25 protein-coding genes are annotated in these 19,692 nt (G+C 70.5%); 17 read left to right on the top strand and 8 right to left on the bottom strand.

What is annotated here, in order from left to right; genetic code table 11:
* Nucleotides 1-6: 6 nt before the first annotated feature.
* The 8 genes from rsfS to K8P63_RS20105 all read left to right on the top strand — a co-directional run bounded on the left by rsfS (nucleotide 7) and on the right by K8P63_RS20105 (nucleotide 4,905).
* Nucleotides 7-411, top strand: a complete 405-nt coding sequence (gene rsfS / locus K8P63_RS20140) for a ribosome silencing factor (RefSeq protein ID WP_223799893.1) — start codon at nucleotides 7-9, stop codon at nucleotides 409-411.
* Nucleotides 412-423: 12 nt separating this feature from the next.
* Complete coding sequence (locus K8P63_RS20135) at nucleotides 424-846, top strand: 23S rRNA (pseudouridine(1915)-N(3))-methyltransferase RlmH (RefSeq protein ID WP_223797753.1); 423 nt, start codon at nucleotides 424-426, stop codon at nucleotides 844-846.
* A 2-nt stretch (nucleotides 847-848) separates the two neighbouring features.
* Entirely contained in the window at nucleotides 849-1,628 is a 780-nt protein-coding gene (locus tag K8P63_RS20130; protein ID WP_223797752.1) for a murein hydrolase activator EnvC family protein, read from the top strand.
* 60 nt (nucleotides 1,629-1,688) lie between these two features.
* Nucleotides 1,689-3,050, top strand: coding sequence for a S41 family peptidase (locus K8P63_RS20125; protein WP_223797751.1), 1,362 nt, complete (start codon nucleotides 1,689-1,691; stop codon nucleotides 3,048-3,050).
* Nucleotides 3,050-3,517, top strand: a complete 468-nt coding sequence (locus tag K8P63_RS20120; protein WP_223797750.1) for a disulfide bond formation protein B — start codon at nucleotides 3,050-3,052, stop codon at nucleotides 3,515-3,517. The genes K8P63_RS20125 and K8P63_RS20120 overlap by 1 nt, the downstream gene beginning before the upstream one ends.
* A 29-nt stretch (nucleotides 3,518-3,546) precedes the next feature.
* A complete protein-coding gene (locus K8P63_RS20115) occupies nucleotides 3,547-4,038 on the top strand; it encodes a demethoxyubiquinone hydroxylase family protein (protein WP_223799892.1) in 492 nt (163 codons plus the stop codon).
* Nucleotides 4,039-4,135: 97 nt separating this feature from the next.
* Nucleotides 4,136-4,555, top strand: a complete 420-nt coding sequence (locus K8P63_RS20110; RefSeq protein WP_223797749.1) for a hypothetical protein — start codon at nucleotides 4,136-4,138, stop codon at nucleotides 4,553-4,555.
* Nucleotides 4,552-4,905, top strand: coding sequence for a hypothetical protein (locus K8P63_RS20105; protein ID WP_223797748.1), 354 nt, complete (start codon nucleotides 4,552-4,554; stop codon nucleotides 4,903-4,905). The genes K8P63_RS20110 and K8P63_RS20105 overlap by 4 nt, the downstream gene beginning before the upstream one ends.
* Nucleotides 4,906-4,951: 46 nt before the next feature.
* Here K8P63_RS20105 and yihA read toward each other — a convergent pair whose 3' ends face one another.
* From yihA to K8P63_RS20075, 6 genes are all read right to left on the bottom strand, one after another.
* Nucleotides 4,952-5,593: a ribosome biogenesis GTP-binding protein YihA/YsxC gene (yihA, locus tag K8P63_RS20100; protein ID WP_223797747.1), complete on the bottom strand. Its 642-nt coding sequence runs from the start codon at nucleotides 5,591-5,593 to the stop codon at nucleotides 4,952-4,954.
* Nucleotides 5,590-7,272: a membrane protein insertase YidC gene (yidC, locus tag K8P63_RS20095; RefSeq protein WP_223797746.1), complete on the bottom strand. Its 1,683-nt coding sequence runs from the start codon at nucleotides 7,270-7,272 to the stop codon at nucleotides 5,590-5,592. Before yidC ends, yihA begins: the two co-directional genes overlap by 4 nt.
* A gap of 21 nt (nucleotides 7,273-7,293) precedes the next feature.
* Nucleotides 7,294-7,506 (bottom strand): membrane protein insertion efficiency factor YidD, encoded by a 213-nt coding sequence (gene yidD / locus K8P63_RS20090; protein WP_223797745.1) that lies wholly within the window; start codon nucleotides 7,504-7,506, stop codon nucleotides 7,294-7,296.
* Nucleotides 7,503-7,769 carry a ribonuclease P protein component gene (rnpA, locus tag K8P63_RS20085; RefSeq protein WP_398288065.1) on the bottom strand — a complete coding sequence of 89 codons (267 nt, stop codon included), beginning with the start codon at nucleotides 7,767-7,769 and terminating at the stop codon, nucleotides 7,503-7,505. The genes yidD and rnpA overlap by 4 nt, the downstream gene beginning before the upstream one ends.
* A 77-nt stretch (nucleotides 7,770-7,846) precedes the next feature.
* Nucleotides 7,847-7,981 carry a 50S ribosomal protein L34 gene (gene rpmH / locus K8P63_RS20080; protein ID WP_223797744.1) on the bottom strand — a complete coding sequence of 45 codons (135 nt, stop codon included), beginning with the start codon at nucleotides 7,979-7,981 and terminating at the stop codon, nucleotides 7,847-7,849.
* An 81-nt stretch (nucleotides 7,982-8,062) separates the two neighbouring features.
* Nucleotides 8,063-8,287 (bottom strand): hypothetical protein, encoded by a 225-nt coding sequence (locus tag K8P63_RS20075; protein ID WP_223797743.1) that lies wholly within the window; start codon nucleotides 8,285-8,287, stop codon nucleotides 8,063-8,065.
* Between the two features lie 204 nt (nucleotides 8,288-8,491).
* Here K8P63_RS20075 and K8P63_RS20070 point away from each other — a divergent pair, with 204 nt between their 5' ends.
* Nucleotides 8,492-10,000, top strand: a complete 1,509-nt coding sequence (locus K8P63_RS20070; RefSeq protein ID WP_223797742.1) for a YifB family Mg chelatase-like AAA ATPase — start codon at nucleotides 8,492-8,494, stop codon at nucleotides 9,998-10,000.
* A gap of 7 nt (nucleotides 10,001-10,007) precedes the next feature.
* On the opposite strand, the gene K8P63_RS20065 is transcribed toward K8P63_RS20070, so the two are convergent.
* Complete coding sequence (locus K8P63_RS20065) at nucleotides 10,008-10,415, bottom strand: hypothetical protein (RefSeq protein WP_223797741.1); 408 nt, start codon at nucleotides 10,413-10,415, stop codon at nucleotides 10,008-10,010.
* A 132-nt stretch (nucleotides 10,416-10,547) separates the two neighbouring features.
* Here K8P63_RS20065 and tsaD point away from each other — a divergent pair, with 132 nt between their 5' ends.
* The gene (tsaD, locus tag K8P63_RS20060) at nucleotides 10,548-11,582 is read left to right on the top strand and encodes a tRNA (adenosine(37)-N6)-threonylcarbamoyltransferase complex transferase subunit TsaD (RefSeq protein ID WP_223797740.1); all 1,035 of its coding nucleotides are present in this window, start codon (nucleotides 10,548-10,550) and stop codon (nucleotides 11,580-11,582) included.
* Entirely contained in the window at nucleotides 11,579-12,556 is a 978-nt protein-coding gene (locus K8P63_RS20055) for an NAD(P)H-dependent glycerol-3-phosphate dehydrogenase (RefSeq protein WP_223797739.1), read from the top strand. Before tsaD ends, K8P63_RS20055 begins: the two co-directional genes overlap by 4 nt.
* A 22-nt stretch (nucleotides 12,557-12,578) precedes the next feature.
* Here K8P63_RS20055 and K8P63_RS20050 read toward each other — a convergent pair whose 3' ends face one another.
* The gene (locus K8P63_RS20050; RefSeq protein ID WP_223797738.1) at nucleotides 12,579-12,752 is read right to left on the bottom strand and encodes a DUF1674 domain-containing protein; all 174 of its coding nucleotides are present in this window, start codon (nucleotides 12,750-12,752) and stop codon (nucleotides 12,579-12,581) included.
* A 56-nt stretch (nucleotides 12,753-12,808) separates the two neighbouring features.
* Here K8P63_RS20050 and K8P63_RS20045 point away from each other — a divergent pair, with 56 nt between their 5' ends.
* The 6 genes from K8P63_RS20045 to K8P63_RS20020 are packed head-to-tail and all read left to right on the top strand — an operon-like array spanning nucleotide 12,809 to nucleotide 19,603.
* Nucleotides 12,809-14,083, top strand: coding sequence for an RsmB/NOP family class I SAM-dependent RNA methyltransferase (locus K8P63_RS20045; RefSeq protein ID WP_223797737.1), 1,275 nt, complete (start codon nucleotides 12,809-12,811; stop codon nucleotides 14,081-14,083).
* 49 nt (nucleotides 14,084-14,132) lie between these two features.
* Nucleotides 14,133-14,798: a ribulose-phosphate 3-epimerase gene (gene rpe, locus K8P63_RS20040; RefSeq protein WP_223797736.1), complete on the top strand. Its 666-nt coding sequence runs from the start codon at nucleotides 14,133-14,135 to the stop codon at nucleotides 14,796-14,798.
* A complete protein-coding gene (locus K8P63_RS20035) occupies nucleotides 14,798-16,486 on the top strand; it encodes a heparinase II/III family protein (protein WP_223797735.1) in 1,689 nt (562 codons plus the stop codon). Before rpe ends, K8P63_RS20035 begins: the two co-directional genes overlap by 1 nt.
* Nucleotides 16,487-16,539: 53 nt before the next feature.
* Entirely contained in the window at nucleotides 16,540-17,313 is a 774-nt protein-coding gene (locus tag K8P63_RS20030) for a hypothetical protein (RefSeq protein ID WP_223797734.1), read from the top strand.
* The gene (locus K8P63_RS20025) at nucleotides 17,313-18,860 is read left to right on the top strand and encodes an alkaline phosphatase D family protein (protein WP_223797733.1); all 1,548 of its coding nucleotides are present in this window, start codon (nucleotides 17,313-17,315) and stop codon (nucleotides 18,858-18,860) included. The genes K8P63_RS20030 and K8P63_RS20025 overlap by 1 nt, the downstream gene beginning before the upstream one ends.
* A gap of 11 nt (nucleotides 18,861-18,871) precedes the next feature.
* Complete coding sequence (locus K8P63_RS20020; RefSeq protein WP_223797732.1) at nucleotides 18,872-19,603, top strand: ParA family protein; 732 nt, start codon at nucleotides 18,872-18,874, stop codon at nucleotides 19,601-19,603.
* Nucleotides 19,604-19,692: the final 89 nt, after the last annotated feature.

Here is a 19,692-nt window from a genome sequence, read left to right as displayed (position 1 = left end):
ATTGCCATGCAGACCGCGCACGCGGTCGAGCCCCCCGCCGATCCGGGCGACAGTATCGATGCCCTGCACCGGTTGATCCTCACCCAGCTCGACGACGATCAGGCGGTCGAGACGGTGTCGATCCCGCTGGCGGGCAAATCCTCGATCGCCGATTACATGGTGGTCGCCTCCGGCCGCTCCAGCCGCCAGGTCGGCTCGATGGCGGCAAAGCTCGCCGACCTTATCAAGGCCGAGACCGGCCGCAGCCCGCGGATCGAGGGCATGCCCGCCGCCGACTGGGTGCTGATCGACGCGGGCGACCTGATCGTCCACCTTTTCCGGCCCGAAGTGCGGTCCTTCTACAATCTCGAGCGGATGTGGGCGTTCGGCGACGCACCGCGCCCGACCGGTGAGGCGATCGGCACCGCCTGACGCGTCCGCCGGGTGCTGCTTCACATCGTCGCGCGCGGCCGGATCGGTCGCGGGCCAGAGGCCGATCTTGTCGAGCGCTATCTCGGCCGCATCGCGTGGCCGACGCGCGTGACCGAACTGCCCGATCGCGGCGGCAAGGAGCCGCTACGCGCTCCCGCCACCACCCTCATCCTGCTCGATGAAAAGGGCGCGAGCCTCGGCTCGACCGCCTTCGCCGAACGACTCGGCCGCTGGCGTGACGACGGCGTGCGCGAGGCGCGATTCATGATCGGCGCGGCCGACGGCTTCGACGATGCGGCGCGCGCGCAGGCGGATATGCTCCTCTCGTTCGGCGCGATGACGTGGCCGCACATGCTGGCACGCGCGATGTTGGCCGAGCAATTGTGGCGCGCGACCAGCATCCTTGCCGGCCATCCTTATCATCGCGAGGGCTGACGATGCTGCTCGCTTTCCTTGCGGCTGCAGCTGACCCGGCCGCGCTGGCGCCGCGCCTCGCCGCGACCGACCGTGCGCTGGCCGATGCGCGCACGAGCCTCGCCGCCACCCGCGCGCCGCTGACGCATATTCTGGCGGTCGGGAGCGAGGGCGATCCGTTTCGCGCCGGCGCCCTCTATCGTGCACTGGCGCCGGGCGTGGCGCAGCGTAGCGCATCGATCGAGCGCCAGATCGCCACGCTGACCGCCCAACGCGCGATGCTGGCCGATGCCCTCGACGCCGCCAATGCCGCCGAAGCGTCGCGTGCCGGCGCACGCGATGCGGCGGTCACGGTTCGGCTGGCACGCTTGCCGCTGCCGCCGGCTCCGCTTTACCCGGCATCGCCGCTCCCGCTTCGCCCGGTCTACACTTTGCCCGCCAATGGCAGCGTCGTCAGCGGCACGGGGGAGCGGCTGGAGACGGGGGTGCTGGCGCGCGGCCTGACGCTCGCCACCATTGCGCGCGCGCAGGTCGTCGCGCCGGCGCTCGGTCGCGTTGCTTATGCACGGCGGTTCCGGGGCTATGGCGGGGTCGTCATCCTCGATCACGGCCATGGCTGGACGACGTTGCTGGCCGGGCTCGACCGGGTCGAACCGTCGGTCGGCACGTGGGTGCCCGCGGGCGCTTCGGTCGGCACCATGGCCGCCGTCGCCCCACGGCTGACGATCGAGCTGCGCCATCATGGCCGCCCGATCGACGTGGCGGCGATGACCGAGATGGGCACCGCCCGCACACGCAGCTAAGCCCGTTCCACAGCGGTTCATATCCCGCTAGGGAAAGTGCGAAGATGAAAGATGCCGCCGATGCGTAAGACCTTGTTGCAGGCCGGGGGCCTGGTTGCCGCGATGGCGTTGCTGCCTGCCGTCACCGCTGGGATCGCCGCCAGCGATGCCGATACCTACAAGCAGCTCGACCAGTTCATGGCCGTGTTCGAGCGGGTGAAGGCCGATTACGTCGACAAGGTCGATGACAAGACGCTGATCAAGGGCGCGATCGACGGCATGCTGGCGAGCCTCGATCCGCACAGCTCGTATCTCGACGCGCGCGACTTCCAGAACATGAAGACGACGACCGAGGGCAATTATGGCGGCCTCGGTCTGACGGTGCAGATGGACGAGGGCGCGGTGAAGGTGGTCGCGGCGACCGAGGATACCCCGGCGGCGCGCGCCGGCATCAAGTCCGGCGACTATATCACCGATATCGACGGCAAGCTGATCTACGGCGAGAGCCTCGACGATTCGGTCGACAAGATGCGCGGGCCGGCAGGCTCGAAGATCCGGCTCACGATCGTGCGGCCGGGGCGGGACAAGCCGTTCGACCTGACGCTGACGCGCGAGATCATCCAGCTCAAGGCGGTGAAGTGGCAGGTCAAGGACCGTGTCGGCATCATCAACATCAACAGCTTCAGCAAGGTCACCGGCGCCGAGGTCAAGGAAGCGATCGCCGGGATCGACAAGCAGGTCGGCGGCAAGCCGCTCGGCTATGTCATCGATCTGCGCGAGGATCCGGGCGGGCTGCTCGATCAGGCGATCGAGGTCGCCGACAGCTTCCTGACGCATGGCGAGATCGTCTCGCAGCGCGGCCGCGAGAAGACCGATATCGAGCGTTATTATGCCAAGCCCGGCGACGACGCGCACGGCCTGCCGCTGGTGGTGCTGGTCGATGCCGGCTCGGCATCCGCGTCGGAGATCGTCGCCGCGGCGCTGCAGGATCAGCATCGCGCGATCGTCATGGGCGTGCGCAGCTTCGGCAAGGGCTCGGTCCAGACCTTGCTGCCGCTGACCGACGACACCGCGCTCCGCCTGACCACGGCGCGTTACTATACGCCGTCGGGCCGCTCGGTGCAGGAGGGCGGCGTCGAGCCCGATGTCGTCGTGCCGCAGCTCACCGATCCCGATTACAAGGCGCGGCCGCGGCTGCGCGAGGCCGATCTGCGTCGCCACCTGCTCAACCAGGCCAAGGTCGACAATAGCGTGCTTGAAAGTGACGTGACGCCTGATCCGCGCTTCGCTGCCACGCCCGATACGCTGAAGAAGGCAGGCGTGACCGACTTCCAGCTCGATTATGCGATCAAGACGCTGACCCGGCTGGGCGGTGCGCCGGCGCAGACCGCCGCGACCACGCCCCCCGCACCGCCGGCCAAGCCGGCCGCGAAGCAGCCCTGATGCTGGCGCCTGCCCGCGCGCTCGCGCTCGCGCTGCCGGCGTTGCTGATGGCCGGCGCGCTGGGATCGCAATATATAGGCGGCCTCGTGCCGTGCGAATTGTGCATGTGGCAGCGCTGGCCGCATTATGCGGCGATCGTGGCGGCCTTGCTCGCGATCCTGCTCGCGCGCACCGCGCTCACCCGGCCGCTGACGATCCTCGCCGGGCTGCTGATCCTCGCGAGCGGCGCGATCGGCGTCTATCATGCCGGGGTCGAATATCGCTGGTGGGCGGGTCCGTCGCACTGCACCGGGATCGCGACCGGCCATGGCGCGGATCTGATGCGCGCGATCCTGTCGGCGCCGATCGTTCAGTGCGATGTGCCGCAATGGACGCTGTTCCACGTGAGCCTCGCCGGCTTCAACGCCTTGTTCAGCCTCGCCGGCGGCCTTGCCGTGCTGGCGCTCGCTGGGGCGCGGTCGCGGTGATCCGGCCCGACGCCCGCGCCCGCGCCGCGATGGTGCGCGTCGATCAGGCCGGCGAATATGGCGCGACGCGCATCTATGCCGGGCAGCTCGCGGTGCTCGGCGGCCGCCACCCGGTCGCGCGTGAGATTGCCCGCATGGCGGCGCAGGAGGAGCGTCACCAGGCGCATTTCGACGCGATGCTGGTGGCGCGCGGCGTGCGCCCGACCCTGCTCGCGCCGATGTGGCGGGTCGCGGGGTTCGCGCTGGGCGCGGCGACCGCATTGATCGGCCCGGAGGCGGCGATGGCGTGCACCGCCGCGGTCGAGACCGAAATCGATCGCCATTACGAGGATCAACGGACGGCGCTCGGCGACAGCGATCCTCCGCTCGGCGACGCGATCGAGGAGTTTCAGGCCGAGGAGGTCGAGCATCGCGCGGCCGCAATCGCCGCAGGCGCCGAGCGCGCACCGGCCTATCCGTTGCTGTCGACGGCGATCCGGCTCGGCTGTCGCATCGCGATCGGCCTGTCGCAGCGGATATGATAATGGCGACGTGCGTTGGCCGGTTAGGATCGGATTGGTTCGATCGCCGTTCAGGCGGTCGCCGCCAAGGGCGTTCGGGTAAGCGAGGATCAGGGCGATGATGAAGTTTCTGTCGATCGCGGCGGTGGTGATCGCCGGTGCGGCTCTCCCGGCGATGCCGGCGGCGGCGCAGACCAACCCGCTGATCATCTACGGAACCGATCGCTGCCCTGCGAACACCATCTGCGTGCGGCGCGGCGAGGGCGAACGTTATCGTATCCCGTCGGGCCTGCGCGACGGCACGCTTGCGCCGAGCCAGCAGACGTGGGGCGGCCGTGCCGCCAGCACGATGAATGCCGGCGCTGCGAGCGGCATCGGCAGCTGTTCGGCCGTTGGTGGCGGCGGCTCGATCGGCTGCGGCAAATCGTACAACAACCAGTGGGCGGCGGAGAAGCGCGCGGCCAAGGCGGCGGCGCAGTCCTCGTCCACGCCCGATTACACCGCCGAATCGCAGGTCACGTCCGAAAACCCGCGGTGATCCGGCTCGGTCTCCTCGCGATCGGGCTCGCCTTCGCATCGGCGCCGGTGCAGGCCGAAGACCCGCCGGCCAAGGTTTCGACTTTGGTTGTCTTCGGCGACGATGCGTGCCCGCGCAGTGCCGCCGACGAGATCGTCGTCTGCGCACGCCAGCCGGAAAGCGAGCGCTACCGCATCCCAAAGGCGCTGCGCGGCCGCAAATATAACGCCGCGCGCGACGGATCGTGGATGGGCACCGCGCGCGTGCTCGAGAATGTGAGCCGCGACGGGCGACCCGGCAGTTGTTCGCCGGTCGGGGCTTATGGGCAGACGGGGTGCTTCCGCCAGTTCCTCGAGGCGAACCGACCCTAGATCGACGCGCGTGCGATCGGACGGATCGAGCGTTTCGCTCGTATCTTCAGAGCACCGCTTCCAGCACCGCCGCACGCAGTTCGGGCACGCCCATCCCCTTCTCGCTCGACGTCTTCAAGATTTCCGGATGTGCGGCGGCATGCTTGCGCGCCTCGGCGACGACCTCCGCGCAGACCGTCTCCAGCGCGCTCGCCTTGACCTTGTCGGCCTTGGTGAGGACGAGGCGATAGGAGACCGCCGCCTTGTCGAGCATCTCCATCACCTCGCGGTCGACATCCTTGACGCCGTGGCGGCTGTCGATCAGCACGAGCGCGCGCTTCAGCGTGGCGCGCCCGCGCAGGAAATCGTTCACGAGGAAGCGCCACTTGCGCACGATATCCTTAGGCGCCTCGGCGAAGCCATAACCGGGCATGTCGACCAGCCGCAGCAGCGGCGGTGCGCCGACCTCGAAGAAGTTGAGCTCCTGCGTCCGTCCCGGCGTGTTCGAGGTGCGCGCGAGCCCGTTGCGATTGGCGAGCGCGTTCAGCAGCGACGACTTGCCGACATTCGAGCGGCCGGCGAACGCCACCTCAGGCAGGTCCGCCGCCGGCAGAAACTCCAGCCCCGGCGCCGACTTCAGGAAAGAAATCGGCCCGGCGAACAGCTTCCGTGCCGATTCGACGAGATCGGGCTGCGCTTCGTCGCTCACGTTGTTTCCTTCAGCCCCGGCGTGCGCGCGTAGAGGAATTGCTGCTGCGCCAGGCTGAGCAGGTTGTTCATGACGTAATAGAGCTGCAGCCCGGCCGCGAGCGGCGCGAAGAACAGCATCATCATCCACGGCATGAACATCATGATCTGCTGCTGCTGCGGGTCCATCTGCGTGGGGTTCAGCTTCTGCATGCCCCACATCGTCAGCCCGAGCAGGATCGCCAGCACGCCCAGGTGCAGCATCGGCGGCGGGGTGAAGGGCAGATAGCCGAACAGGTTCACCGGCGTCAGCGGATCGGGCGCGGACAGATCCTTGATCCACAAGGTGAAGGGCTGGTGGCGCATCTCGATCGACAGCGCGAGCACCTTGTAAAGCGCGATGAAGATCGGCATCTGGATGAAGATCGGCAGGCAGCCGGCGAGCGGATTGACCTTCTCCGCCTGATACAACTTCATCATCTCCTGCTGCAGCGTCGGCTTGTCGTTCTTGTGCCGCTCCTGCAGCGCCTTCATCTTCGGCTGGACGCGGCGCATCGACGCCATCGACGAAAATTGCCGTTGCGCGACGGGGAACAGCAAGGCGCGCACGACGATCGTCAGGCAGATGATCGCCACGCCGAAATTGCCGATGTGCACGAACAGCCAGTCGAGCAGGTAGAAGATCGGCTTCTCGAACCACACGAACCAGCCCCAGTCGATCGCGCGATCGAAATGGGTGATGCCGGCCTTCTCGTAGGCGTCGAGAACGGACACTTCCTTGGCGCCCGCAAAGAAGCGCTGCTGGGTCGCGGCGACCTTGCCCGGCTGGACCATCGTCGCCGCGCCGGCGGCATCGGCCTGATAGACCTCGCCGTCACCGGCGCGGAAGCCGGCATCGACCGCGACATTCTGGTCGGGCACCAGTGCCGTCTGCCAATATTTGTCGCCGAAGCCGAGCCAGCCGCCGGTGGTGGCGAAGCGCTTGCCGGCATCGCCGGCCTTGTCGAGATCCTTGAAGCTGACCGAATAATCGGTCGAGCCGCCGAACGTGCCGATCGGGCCGGTGTGCATCGTCCAGCTCGACGGATCCTTCGACACGCCGACGCGGCTGACGAGGCCGTAGGACTTCACCGCCACCGCGCCGGGACCGGCATTGGCGACCGTCTGGCGGATCGTGAACATGTAGGACGCATCGACCGCGACCATGATCTGGAAACGCTGGCCCTTGCCATTGTCCCAGCTCAGCGTGACCGGGCGGTTGGGCGTGAGCGTGGCCGCGTCAGCGGTCCACACCGTATCCGGCCCGGGCAGCACGACATTGTCGCCGCCCCAGCCGAACTGCGCGAAATAGGCGTCGGGCGCACCGCCCGGCGAGAGCAGCCGCACCGGCGGCGAGTCCTTCGCGATCGTCTCGCGATGCCGCAGCAGCACCAGATCGTCGATGCGCGCGCCCTTGAGGTTGATCGAGCCGGCCAGCGCCGGAGTCGCGATCGCCACGCGCGGCGATTCGCGCAGCACCATCGTGCGGTCGCGGATCATCGCCGGCGCGTTGCGCGTCGAAGCGGGCGTGGGCAGCGCCACCTGCTTGCCGTCGACGACCTTGGTTGTCTGCGGGAAGTAGCGGTTCGCCACGAGCGTCCAGCCGACGAAGACGGCGAGCGAAAGCGCGATCGCCAGGATCAGGTTGCGCTGGTGTTGCACGTGTGACGGAGCCTTATCGAATCAGGGGACCGGATCCCAGCCGCATCCCCCCCAGGGATGACAGCGCAGGATCCGCTTGAGCGCCAGCCACGAGCCGGCGAGCGCCCCATAGCGCGACCATGCCTCGATCGCATAGGCCGAGCATGACGGTGAATAGCGACAGGTTGGCGGCAGGAGCCGCGATGGGCCGACCTGCCATGCGCGCGCGACCCAGATCAACGGCCGCGCGATCATCGCGCCGCCTTGGCCAAGGCCTTGCGCAACTCGGTCGCGAGCAGCGCATAATCGCGCTCGACGCCGGTGTTGCGGCCGATCAGTACATGGTCCGCGCCGGGCACGCCTGCATGCGGCAGGATCTCGCGGGCGAGCGCGCGAAAGCGGCGCTTCATGCGATTGCGCACCACCGCGCCGCCGATCTTCTTGGTGACGGTGAAGCCGATGCCGATCGCGGCATCGCCATCCCCGCGCGGACGCACGAGCAGGACGAAGCCGGGCATGGGCACGCGCCGGCCGCTATTGGCCGCGAGAAACTCGGCGCGGCGGACGAGCTGCCGCGGCGTTGGCGTCGGGTCGCTCAGGCAGACAGCTTGGAGCGGCCGCGCGCGCGGCGGGCAGCAAGCACCTTGCGGCCGCCCGGGGTCGCGCTACGCGACCGGAAGCCGTGGCGCCGCTTGCGCACGAGCCGGCTCGGCTGAAAGGTCCGCTTCATCGTCTATATCCCAATGCAAAGGGCCGTCCGTCTCACGACGGCCGATCAAGCCGCGCCCGATAGGCAAAACGCCAGCATGAGTCAATCGCGGGTGGCTGCGGCGCGCTCCAGCCGGCGGCGATGGCTCGGCCGGCGCATGATGCGATCACTGACATGGCCCAGCTTGGGCCAGCGCCGCTTCAGCCGCACATAATGCCGCTTCGCCCATTGCGAATTGCGCAGCAGCAACGCCACCCCGCCGACGAACACGAAGATGCCGCCCGGCCCCGGCAGCACGCCGACCACCGGCGCGAGCACGATCAGCACCCATCCGAGCGTAAGCCAGCACCATCGCCACGGGCTATCCATGCGCTCAACATGTAGGCGGACGTCGCCAACCGCAACCGGCGATGGCCTGCCGACTTGTCCCTGCCGCCATCGCAGGGCAATCGTTACGCCGGCGGCCCGAAACTCGGGTGCGGACGTCGGTGCATTTCCGACGGCATCCGGGTGGATCGAGCAGGGGACGGAATGGTCGCGCTGGTATCGACGGTGGCGTTTCTGGGGCTGGAGGCGCGCAGCGTCGAGGTGCAGGTCCAGATGACGCCGGGCCTGCCCGCCTTCGCCGTCGTCGGCCTTGCCGACAAGGCGGTGGCGGAAAGCCGCGAGCGAGTACGCGGGGCGCTCGCCGCGATCGGCCTCGCGCTGCCGCCCAAGCGCATCACGGTCAACCTCTCGCCCGCCGATCTGCCGAAGGAAGGATCGCATTATGATCTGCCGATCGCGCTCGGTCTGCTCGGGGCGATGGGCGTGATCGATGCCGAGACGCTGGCGTCATACCTTGTAGTGGGCGAGCTTGGCCTCGATGCGCGGATCGCGCCCGTGCCCGGCGTGCTGCTCGCCGCGATCCATGCCGCCGCGCACGATCTCGGGCTCGTCTGCCCGGCGGCGCAGGGGGCGGAGGCGGCGTGGGCGGGGTCGATCGAGCTGGTCGCAGCGCCCGATCTGATGGCGTTGCTCGACCATTTCCGCGGCGCCCGCGCACTGCCCGCGCCGCTGCCGGGTGAGGCGGAGGCCGCCACCGTCGGCCCCGATCTGGCGCAGGTAAAAGGTCAGGAGACCGCCAAGCGCGCGCTGGAGATCGCCGCCGCCGGCGGCCACAATCTGCTGATGATCGGGCCGCCGGGCTCGGGCAAATCGCTGATGGCGGCATGCCTGCCCGGCATCCTGCCCGATCTCGCCCCCGCCGAGGCACTCGAGGTCTCGATGGTGGCGAGCGTCGGCGGGATGCTCGCCAATGGCCGGCTCGCGCGCACCCGCCCGTTCCGCGCGCCGCATCATTCGGCTTCGATGGCGGCGCTGACCGGGGGCGGGCTCAAGGTGAAGCCCGGCGAGGTCAGCCTCGCCCATCTCGGCGTGCTGTTCCTCGACGAACTGCCCGAATTTCAGCGTCCCGTCCTCGATTCGCTGCGGCAGCCGCTCGAAACCGGACGGGTGTCGGTAGCGCGGGCCAATGCCCACGTCACGTTCCCGGCGCGCGTCCAGCTCGTCGCGGCGATGAATCCGTGCCGCTGCGGCCATCTCGGCGATGCCGCGCGCGCATGCAGCCGCGCGCCGCGCTGTGCGCTCGATTATCAGGCACGCGTTTCGGGCCCGCTGCTCGACCGCATCGACCTGCATGTCGAGGTGGCGGCGGTGAGCGCGGCCGATCTCGTATTGCCCCCGCCCGCCGAGGGGTCGGTGGCGGTGCGCGCCCGCGTCGCCGCCGCACGCGATATCCAGACCGCGCGCTATGCCGAGGCGGGGCTGCGCACCAATGCCGAGGCCGATGGCGCGATGCTCGACGCGGTGGCGACCCCCGATCAGGCGGGCGCGGCGCTGCTCGCGCAAGCGGCGACGCAGATGCGGCTGTCGGCACGCGGCTATACCCGCGTGCTGCGCGTCGCACGCACTGTCGCCGATCTGGCGGGCGCCGAGACGGTCGGCCGTGTGCATGTCGCCGAAGCGCTGGCCTATCGCCAGCGGGTTGCCGTCGCCTGACCCGCCGTCAGCGCGCCGCGGCCTTGGTGTAGGGCACGAACGGCCCGAGCACGACGAAGCCGCGCAGCCCGCGGGTGTAGCGATCGACCAGCCGTACCGAATCGATGCTGCAGAGCTGGGCGCCCCATTCCTCGGTGACGAGGATGTCGTCGTCGTCCAGCCGCGATGCGCCGCCCTGCGGCCGATTGACGTAGATCGTGCGGCCATCCTGATAGGTGATCGCCGTGCCCTCGATCACGCGCATCGTCGAGGCGCTGATGGTCGAAATGCAGTCGACAGGTGCCCCGGCGACCCTGTCGCCGACGAGCTTGGCGAGCGCCTTTTCCCCTGCGGGGTTCGGCGGCTCGGGCCGCGCGGCCGCAGCCGCAGTGCCGAACAAGACCGCCAGCCCCGCCATCATCGCCATCCTGAGCATCGTCGCGCCCTCCTTCCGGGCATGAATCGTCGTTCGTGGACGAACGCGCATCATAGTCGCGCGCATCGCCGCGGCGGAGTCGAAATCAGGCGGCATTGGAATCCGATGCGCTGACCGACTACAGGCGGCGCGATGGCGCTGATCCTCGGCCTCGAATCCTCGTGCGACGAAACCGCGGCGGCGCTGGTGACCAGCGACCGGCAGATCCTGGCGCACGCGCTCGCCGGGCAGGAAGCCGCGCACCGGCCGTTCGGCGGGGTGGTGCCGGAGATTGCGGCGCGCGCGCATGTCGAGGTGCTGACGCCGCTGATCGCGCGCGCGCTCGACGAGGCGGGGGTCACGCTCGGCGACGTCGATGCGATCGCGGCGACGGCGGGGCCGGGGCTGATCGGCGGCGTGATGGTCGGTCTCGTCACCGGCAAGGCGCTGGCTCTCGCCGCCGCCAAGCCGCTGGTGGCGGTCAACCATCTGGAGGGGCATGCCTTGTCGCCGCGCCTCGCCGCGCCCGATCTCGCTTTCCCCTATCTGCTGCTCTTGGTCTCGGGCGGCCATTGCCAATTGCTCGAAGTGCGCGGGCCGGGCGACTATCGCCGGCTGGCGACGACGATCGACGATGCGGCCGGCGAGGCGTTCGACAAGAGCGCGAAGGTGCTGGGCCTCGGCTTTCCCGGCGGCCCGGCGGTGGAGCGCGCGGCGGCGGCGGGCGATCCGCATCGCGTGCCGCTGCCGCGCCCGCTGGTCGGATCGGGCGAGCCGCATTTCTCGTTCGCGGGCCTCAAGAGCGCGGTGCTGCGCGCGCACGAATCGGGGCGCTGGTCGGTCGAGGATATCGCGGCGTCGTTCCAGCAGGCGGTGATCGACTGCCTGCTCGACCGGACCCGGATCGCGCTGCGCAAGGCGCAACGCCCGACCGCGCTCGTCGTGGCGGGCGGGGTGGCGGCGAACAATGGCGTGCGCGCCGCTTTGCAGGCGCTGGCGGCGGAGCATGGGCTGCCGTTCGTCGCGCCACCGCTGTGGCTGTGCACCGACAATGCGGCGATGATCGCGTGGGCCGGGGCGGAGCGCTTCGCCGCCGGGCTGACCGATCCGCTCGATGTCGCGGCGCGCGCGCGCTGGCCGCTGGATGCCGATGCCGAAGCGGCGCGCGGGGCGGGGGTGAAGGCATGAGGATCGGGGTGATCGGTGCGGGAGCGTGGGGCACCGCGCTCGCGCAGGTGGCCGCGCAGAATGGCGAGGTGCTGCTGTGGGCGCGCGATCCCGCGCTGGCGGCGGCGATCGTGCGCGACCGCGAGAATGCGCCCTATCTGCCCGGCATCGCGCTGTCGCCGCGCATGGAGACGAGCGCCGATCTGGCCGATCTGGCCAGCGCCGACGCTTTGCTGGCGGTCGCGCCGGCGCAGCATCTGCGCGGCATCCTGCGGCGGACCCCGGTCGGCGCGCGGCCGCTGCTGCTGTGCGCCAAGGGCGTCGAGGCGGGCACGATGGCTTTGATGTCCGAAATGGCGGCCGAGGAATGCCCCGTCGCCCCGATCGCGGTGCTGTCGGGCCCGACCTTCGCGGGCGAGGTCGCGGCCGGGCTGCCGACCGCCGTGACGCTCGCCGTCGCCGATCCTGCGCTGGGGAAGGCGCTGGCGGCGCGGCTCGCGCTCCCTGCCTTCCGCCCCTACCATTCGACCGACGTGATCGGCGCGGAGATTGGCGGCGCGGTCAAGAACGTGCTTGCCATCGCCTGCGGCGTGGTCGACGGCGCCGGGCTGGGGCGCAATGCGCGCGCGGCGCTGATCGCGCGCGGCTTTGCGGAGATGACGCGCTTCGGCCTTGCGCGCGGCGCGCAGGCGGAGACGTTGGCGGGCCTGTCGGGGCTCGGCGACCTCGTCCTCACCTGCTCGTCGGAGCAGTCGCGCAATTATTCGCTGGGGCTCGGTCTCGGGCGCGGCGCGAGTGCGACGAGCCTGCTGACGGGTCGCCGCACCGTGGCGGAGGGCGCCTCGACCGCGCCGGTGCTCGTCGCGGCGGCGCAGGCAGCGGGCGTCGAGATGCCGATCGCCGAGGCGGTGGCGACCCTGCTCGCGGGCACGGCAGGGATACGCGATGTGGTCGACGCGCTCTTGTCGCGCCCGATCCGGAGCGAACGGCTCTGATGCAGCCGTGGCTCGGGGTCGCCTAGAAGTCGACCGCGATCCCCTTCCGCTCCCAGTCGCCATAGCGGACGGGCGAGAGCGGACCGTCGGGATCGGCGGTCGGCTGCGGCTCGGCCGGCGCGGGCACCGGCGGGTTCGGCGAGAGATGCGCCGGCGGCGTCAGGTGGGACGGACGGCGGGAAGGGTCGTTGGTCATCGGTTGCGGCCTTGCGCTTTCGCGTCCACATGGGCCGCCATCATGGGACACGCAAGATGACAGCGGCCACGCCCCCCGGCGTGCCCACGCGCGCCGCCGCCTTGCGCCTGCTCGAGGCGGTGCTGCGGCGCGGCCTGCCGCTGGAGAGCGCGCTCGACGCCGCTGCGCGTGGGCTGGAGCGGGCCGACGATCGCGCCCACGCGCACGCCATCGCCGCTGAGGTGCTGCGGCGCCTGCCCGATCTCGACGCGTTGATCGATTCCGCCACCGCCAAGCCGCTGGCGCACGACGCCAAGGCGCGGATGGTGCTGCGGATCGCGCTCGCGCAGGCGCTGGCGCTCAATACGCCGCCGCACGCCGCGATCGCGACCGCGCTGCCGCTCGTCGATGGCGGTCCGCGCCGGCTGGTCCACGGCGTGTTCGGCGCGCTGATGCGGCGCGGGGTGCATCTGCCCGTGCCGCCGCAGCTGCTGCCTGCCGTCGCCGAACGATGGGATGCGGCATGGGGGCCGGCAATGGTCGCGGCGGCGGCCGAGGCGAGCGCGGTGCAGCCGCCGCTCGATGTGTCGCTCAAGAATCCTGCGGAAACACAAAGCTGGGCAGAGCAATTGGGCGGCGTCAGCCTCGCGCCCGGCCATGTCCGCCTCCCCGCCGGCGGGCGCGTGCCCGCGCTTCCGGGCTATGACGAGGGCGCGTGGTGGGTGCAGGATCTCTCCGCCTCGCTGCCGGCGCGGCTGATCGGTGCTGGCGAGGGGCGGACGGTGCTCGATCTGTGCGCCGCGCCCGGCGGCAAGACGATGCAGCTCGCGGCTGCCGGCTGGCAGGCGACCGCGGTCGACCTGTCCGAAGCGCGGCTGGCACGGCTCAGCGAGAATCTCGCGCGCACCGGCCTCGAAGCAAAACTAGTCGTGGGCGACGCGCTCACCTTCAGCGCGAGCACGCCGGCCGATGCGGTGCTGCTCGACGCGCCCTGCTCAGCCACCGGCATCTTCCGCCGCCATCCCGACGTGCTGCATCGCGCCCGCCCGCGAGCGATCGCCGGCATGGCCGAGCGGCAGGCGGCGATGCTCGCCCGCGCCGCCAGCTGGGTGAAGCCGGGCGGCACGCTGGTCTATGCCGTCTGCTCGCTGGAGCCGGAGGAAGGCGAGGCGGTGGCGCAGGGCTTCGCCGCCAGCCACCGCGGCTTCGTGCCGGACCCAGTTCGCGATGACGAGCTGCCGGCCGGCTTCGCGCCCGATGCGGAGGGGCGGGTGCGCGTGCTGCCGGGCACGCTGGCGGCCGAAGGCGGCGCCGACGGCTTCTTCGTCGCGCGCTTCCGTCGCGCCGACTGAGCGCCACGCGGGCGTTGCCGCGCCGGAAACGCTTGGGCTAGAGAGCGACATGGTCCACCCCGTTCGCATCGCCGCATCGATCCTGTCCGCCGACTTCGCCAAGCTGGGCGAGGAGGTGCGCGCGGTCGATGCCGCGGGCGCCGACTGGATCCATGTCGACGTGATGGATGGCCATTACGTACCCAACATCACGCTGGGGCCGGCGGTGGTGAAGGCGATCCGGCCGCACACCACCAAGCTGCTCGACGTCCACCTGATGATCTCGCCGATCGACGCCTATCTCGACGCCTTTGCGGAGGCCGGCGCCGACACGCTGACGGTCCATCCCGAGGCAGGGCCGCACATCCACCGCTCGCTTCAGCACATCAAGTCGCTCGGCAAGCGCGCGGGCGTGGTGCTCAACCCCGGCACGCCGGCCAAGACGCTCGATTATTTGCTCGACCTGGTCGATCTGGTGCTGGTGATGAGCGTCAATCCGGGGTTTGGCGGCCAGCATTTCATCGACAGCCAGCTGCGCAAGATCGAGGCGATCCGCCGCATGATCGACGCGACCGGCCGCGCGATCGACCTTGAGGTGGACGGCGGGATCGATACCGAGACCGCGCCGCGCGCCATCGCTGCCGGCGCCGACGCGCTCGTCGCCGGCACCGCCACATTCAAGGGCGGCCCCGCTTGCTACGCCGCCAACATCGCCGCGCTGCGCGGGGTCGGCTGATGCCCGATCCCTCCGGCGAGGGGCCGCGCGCATATGGACAGACGCGGGGCTCGTCGCTGGCGGAGCGGCTGAGCCACGCGCTCAACCGGCTGTCGTGGCGCACGCCGATCCACCGCCTGCGGTTGCGCGGGCGCTATCCGCTGCAATTGCTCGACGTACCGGCCGATCCGATTCCCGGCTCGCCGCGCGCCGGCCGCGCTTTGCTCGACCGGCGGTTGCTGTTCGCGGGCGAGAGCGTGTCGTTCGACGCGCTCGACCGGGGCGGTTTCTCCCCCGCCTTCGCCGATTATTTCCAGAGCTTCGCGTGGTTGCGTGATCTCGCCGCGGTCGCCGACCGGCGGCAGGGCGCGCCGATCGCCGAGGCGCTGATGCAGGGCTGGCTCACTGCGCATGCGCGCACCGTGACGATGCCGGCGTGGCGGCCCGATCTGTGGGGGCGGCGTATCCTCTTCTGGGCGGCCTATGCGCCCTACATCCTCGGCAGCCGCGACGCGGACTATCGCAAGGAGGTGCTGAACGCGATGGCGCGGGGCGCCCGCCATCTCGATCGCACCGCCGACGGCGCCACGCAGGGGCTTCCGCGCGTCGCCGCGTGGGCGGGCACGGTCGCGGCGGGATTGCTGATCCCCGGGGGCGACCTGCGCACCGCGCATGGCGAAGCGGGGCTCGCCCGCGCGCTCGGCCTTGCGATGCACGAGGATGGCGGCCTCATCTCGCGCGTGCCGGTCGACCAGCTCGGCCTGGTCGAGCTGCTGGTGCAGTTGCGCTGCGTCTACGAGGTGCGCGCGCGGCCGCCGGCAGGCGCGATATCGCGCGCGATCCAGCAGGCCGTGCCGGCGTTGATGAGCGTCACGCTGGGCGACGGCGCGCTGTCGAGCTGGAACGGTGGCGGCCCGGCCTCGCCGGCTCGGATCGCGGCGACATTGGCGGCGAGCGGCGCCCGCGCGGTGTCGCGCGACGACACGCGCGACTGGGGCTTCCAGCGGCTGGTGTGCGGCAATGCCCGGCTGGTGATGGATGCGGCCCCACCGCCGGTCGCGGCGCTGGCACAGGGCGGCGGCGCCTCGACGCTGGCGTTCGAGCTGTCGGACGGCGATCAGCGGCTGGTGGTCAATTGCGGTGCCGGCCCGGCGTTGCCGCGAGAGTTGGCTCAGGCGCTGCGCACCACCGCCGCGCACTCGACATTGACGCTGTCGGACCTCAACTCCACCGCCCTCCATCCGGATGGCGCGATGGGCAAGGGCGTCACGGCGGTGGAGCTGGCGCGGAGCGAGACCGAGGCGGGCGCGCGGATCGAGGTGGCGCATGACGGCTATGCCAAGCGTCTCGGCTTCCAGCATCGCCGCCGGCTGCTGCTCGCCGCCGATGGTCGCGCGCTGGAGGGCGAGGATCGGGTCGTCGCGGTCGGCCGGCGACGGCCGGGCAATGCGACGCCGTTCGCGCTGCGCTTCCACCTCTTCCCCGATATCGAAACGGTGCTGACCGCCGATGGGCAGGGCGCGCTGTTGCGCCCGGCGGATGGGCCACCCTGGCAGTTCCGCACCCGCGCCGGCACGCTCGCGCTGGAGGACAGCCTGTGGGTCGATGCGGTGGGGCGCCCCCGTCCGGCCAAGGCGCTGGTCGTTTCGGGCGAGGTGCCCATCGCGGGCCTTGCCATTCCATGGTCGTTCAAGCGCGCGGGCGTGTAGCCGTCGCGATGCGGCGTCGCGCAACTGTCATGGAGGCATAATAGCGCGGCATCATGCTTGCCCTCGCTTTGCTCACCGCCGCCGCGATGCTGGCGCCCGCAACCGAAGTGCGACGGATCGCCGCGCCCGATGCCAATCAGGGCGTCGCGAGCGACGGGCGCTTTGTCTACGCCGTCGGCAATCACGTACTGGCGCGGATCGAGATCGCCAGCGGCAAGACCGTCGCACGATGGGAGGGCGACGCCGCCCGCTTCCCGCATATGAATAGCTGCGTGGTCGACGGCGCCGCGCTGGTCTGTGCGGCGTCCAATTACCCTGACGTGCCGATGGCGAGCCGGATCGAGCGCTTCGATGCCAGAAGCCTGCGCCATCTCGGCACGCAGGAACTGGCGTCGGGCGACGGCTCGCTCACATGGGCGATGCGACGCGATGGGGGCTGGTACGCCTGCTTCGCCAATTATGACGGCCACGGCGGGACGCCGGGGCGCGATCACAGCTTCACCACTTTGGTCCGCTACGATCGCGAGTGGCATGCACAGGCGCAATGGCGCTTTCCCGCCAGCGTGCTGGAGCGCATGACGCCGCGCAGCGCGTCGGGGGGAAGCTGGGGCGCCGACGGCCTGCTCTACGTGAGCGGCCACGACCGCCCCGAACTCTACGTGATGCGCGTGCCCGCCGGTGGCGGCATCCTCGAGCATGTCGCGACCATCCCGATGCCGACCGGCGGTCAGGCCATCGACTGGGATCCCAGCGGCCACCGCCTGCTCTGGTCGATCGAGCGCGACGGCGCCTCGTTGGTCGAGAGCCGCATTCCGGCGGTCCGGTGATGATCGATCGCCGCGCCATGCTCGTCGGTGGGCTGGCCGCGCCGGCGCTGCTGACGTTCGGCCTCGGCGCGGCGCCTTCGGCCAACCCCTTCACGCTCGGCGTCGCCTCGGGCGACCCCGCGCCCGACGGCATGGTGCTGTGGACGCGGCTCGCCCCCGAGCCGCTCGCGGGCGATGGCGGGATGCCGCCGCGCCCCGTGCGCGTGCGCTGGGAAGTGGCCGAGGACGAGCATTTCGCGCGGGTCGTGCGCGCGGGCGAGGCGACCGCCGATCCGGCGTGGGGCCATTCGGTGCATGTCGAGCCGCGCGGGCTGCGCCCGGCCCGTGTCTACTGGTATCGCTTCATCGCCGATGGCGTGGCGAGCCCGGTCGGCCGCACGCGCACCGCGCCGGCAGCGGGCGCCGCGGTCGATCGGCTGCGCCTGTGCTTCGGATCCTGCCAGAAATACGAGGTCGGCCATTATGCCGCGTGGCGGCATGTCGTCGCCGAGGATCCCGATCTGGTCCTGTTTCTGGGCGACTATATCTACGAGAACGGGCCCGAGCCCAAGTCGCTGCGCCCGCACCCGACGCCCGAGCCGTTCGACGTCGCCGGCTATCGCGCGCGCTACGCCACCTACAAGCTCGATCCGCTGCTGCAGGCCGCGCACCACGCCGCGCCATGGCTGCTGACGTGGGACGATCACGAGGTGGCCAACGATTATCAGGACACGCTCGACGAGAAGAACAGCGATCCGGTCGCGTTCCTGCGCCGCCGCGCGGCGGCCTATCAGGTCTATTGGGAGCATCAGCCACTGCGCGCGAGCGCGCGCCCGAATGGGCCGGCGGCCCTGCTCTACCGCACGATCGACTGGGGCGGCCTCGCGCAGTTCCAGATCCTCGACGATCGGCAATTTCGCGGGCCGCGCGCGTGCCAGCCGCCCGAGCTGCTCGCGCGGCACGTCCAGTATGAGGTGCTGGTGCAGGATTGCGCCGACCTTACCCAATATCGCACGATGCTGGGGGCGACGCAGGAACGCTGGCTCGATGCCGCGCTCGGCCGCACCCGCGCGCAGTGGAATCTGCTGTCGCAGCAGACGCTGATGACGACGCTGCATCGCGTCGATCCCACGCATGCCGATCGGGGGCCGAGCACGGTCTCGACCGACACATGGTCGGGCTATCCGGCGGCACGCGACCGCATCTTCCGCCGCTGGGTCGAGGCGAAGACGCCCAACCCGCTCGCGCTGGGCGGCGACATCCACGCCTTCGCCGCCGCCGACATCCGCGATCCCGCGCACCGCGATGCGCCGCCGATCGGCACCGAACTGGTCGGCGGCTCGATCACCTCGCTGTTCCACGATACCGCGCTCAAGCAGGAGGCGAAGGCGAGCGACATCGCCTTCGCCGAGAACGAGGTGCACGGCTATGGCCGCGTCGACCTGACGCACGGCCGTGCCGATGTCGCCTTCCGTGGCCTCGCCGATGCGACGCGGGAAGACACGTCGGTTTCCGATCTGATACGCTATACGGTCGAAGCGGGCCGGCCGGGCCTGCAAAAGGCGTGACGGGAGCATGAATGGCGACTTTGGCGGTCTACAGTTCGAAGGGCGGGGTCGGTAAGACCAGCCTGTCGGTCAATCTCGCCTGGGCGGCGGCGACGCTTTCCAGCCGCAAGACATTGCTGTGGGATCTGGATGCGCAGGGCGCGGCGAGCTTCATCCTGGCGCCCGATCGCAAGGCCCGCGACGAAGCCCGCGCGGTCATCGAGCGCGATGTGGCGCCCGAAAAGGTGATCGTGCCGACCGGCATCGCCAATCTCGATCTGCTGCCGGCCGATGCCTCGCTGCGCACGCTCGACCTGCTTTTCAGCGACATCGGCGCCAACAAGCGCCTGCGCAAGATCGGCGAGACGCTGGCGCAAACCTACGATCGCATCGTGATCGATTGCCCTCCGGGGCTGGGCGTCACTGCCGAACAGGTGATCCGCGGCGCGACGCTGATCCTGGTGCCGCTGATCCCGTCCGCGCTGTCGACGCGCGCGGCTGAAGAACTGCGCCAGCATCTCGACCAGCGCGGCAAGAGCGCGCCACCGGTGCTGTCGGTGTTCAACCTCGTCGACCGCCGCCGCCTCGCGCACCGCGCCGCTTTGGCAGCCGCGCCCGACCAGCCGGCGATCCCGATGGCGAGCGTCGTCGAGCAGATGGCCGAGCGCCACGCGCCGGTCGGCGTCTATGCGCGCAATGCGCCGGTCACGAAGGCGATCACCGGGCTGTGGACGACGATCGAGCGGCGGCTGGCGAAGGGCTGAGCCTCTTCCCGCCGCCACTTACTGGCCGTCACCCGGGCGAACTGGTCGTCACCCTAGCGAAAGCTGGGGTCTCTCGAGGAGGAGCATGC

It is taken from the genome of Sphingomonas nostoxanthinifaciens (assembly GCF_019930585.1).
Classification (GTDB): Bacteria; Pseudomonadota; Alphaproteobacteria; order Sphingomonadales; family Sphingomonadaceae; genus Sphingomonas_I; species Sphingomonas_I nostoxanthinifaciens.
Note: the sequence above shows the minus strand (reverse complement) of the source record. Positions and strands in the feature narration are given on the sequence as shown.